We start from the raw sequence: 1420 nt of genomic DNA on the forward strand, positions 1-1420 counted from the left end.
TGATAATTTATCTTTAATTGTAGCAATAAAAACTTCCATCAGCATATGTATAGCCTGAATCCAGGTGATATCTGCCATTTCATCAACCAGAAGATAAAACATCTGCCCAAGTGTTCTGTCATCTGCATATTTTCTGTTTTCTACTGATAGTAACATGTATCTGGTAAAGACAATAGCTGTATGAGCTGTCATAGCATCATATGATAGTGATCTACATTCTTTACTCAGTTTTAGATATGATTTGCAAACCTTAAAGAATACTTCTATCTCCCAGCGTTTGCCGTAGATTCTGATAACTTCTTCTTCAGTTAACTTCATGTCAGTAGTTATTAGAGCAAGATATTCACTTCGTTTGTTTCGGTTGCGAACATAGACAATACGGGCAGGGATGGATTGTTCATCCTTAACTATAGTTACTTCCACTGATAACAGATAACGAGATCTACCACGACGTTTTCTGTTTTCTCTAAAGATCTTTGTCAAAGGCTGCATCTTACCATTGTAAAGATAATGAACTTTTGATGTTTTTTTAGCCATTGCTACTACATCATAGCCAATGTTTTTGACAGCAATCAGGGAAGATGGTGAACAAAACCAGGTATCAAAAAGCACATGAGATGCCGGAATAGCTGCTTTTTTAGCAGCTTCAAGCAGTTCAAGCATAACTTTAGTAGCTTTGGTCTGAGCAAGTTTTCTTCTAGCATATCCAACAGTCCGTTTGTCAACTTCAGCTGCTTCATTAATTCTATTTTTAGAATTCTTTGTCGAAAGCAGACAGCCATTGACTGGCAAAAAGGTGTTTCCATCTGACCAGCCGAGAGTAAGCAGTCTAAATCCAAATTTGTACTGTTTTTTTGCATGATCATATATTTTAGAGAGTAACTCAACTTTTTTGGATCTTGAACGCTCAAAGGTTGTATCATCAATAATTAGGACGTTTACACGATCATTATCTGTTAAATGTTCAATACTGTCATCAATGATTCTACCAGCTAAAAGAGTTGTGAACTGTATCCAGTTGATGTTGATAGATTTCATAAAGCGATAAACAGTATCTTTGGCAAAGTCTTTTTCGTTTTTTCCTGTTAAAATATCCATGTACATGGAACGATTATCAAAAATTAGAGAAAACAGATAGAAAAAGATTGAAATCACTGGTATTCCTTTAGCTTTATAGGCGTTTGCAGCCTTTAGTACAGAAGCAACTCGATATTTTTTAAAAAAAGTTGAAACAGTAGAAAAAATTCTCTTATCATTTTGGTAAATTTGTGGTATAATTTTCATAGCATGAACCTCCGTTATGGTTTTTTGTTTGTTGCTATTCAATTATACCAAAAACGGGGGTTTCATGCTATTTTTTTGCTAAAAAATATTGAAATTTCAAGGTGCAAAAGCACTTTTACAAGTGCGAAGTTTGAGT

The 1420-nt window shown here is 34.4% G+C and carries 1 protein-coding gene; it reads right to left on the reverse strand.

The window, feature by feature from the left end:
* A partial coding sequence (locus tag C8C76_RS14970) for an IS4 family transposase (protein WP_108143054.1) occupies positions 1–1284 on the reverse strand: 1284 nt, incomplete at its 3' end.
* Between the last annotated feature and the right edge of the window lie 136 nt (positions 1285–1420).

It is taken from the genome of Halanaerobium saccharolyticum (assembly GCF_003053565.1).
Classification (GTDB): Bacteria; Bacillota; Halanaerobiia; order Halanaerobiales; family Halanaerobiaceae; genus Halanaerobium; species Halanaerobium saccharolyticum_B.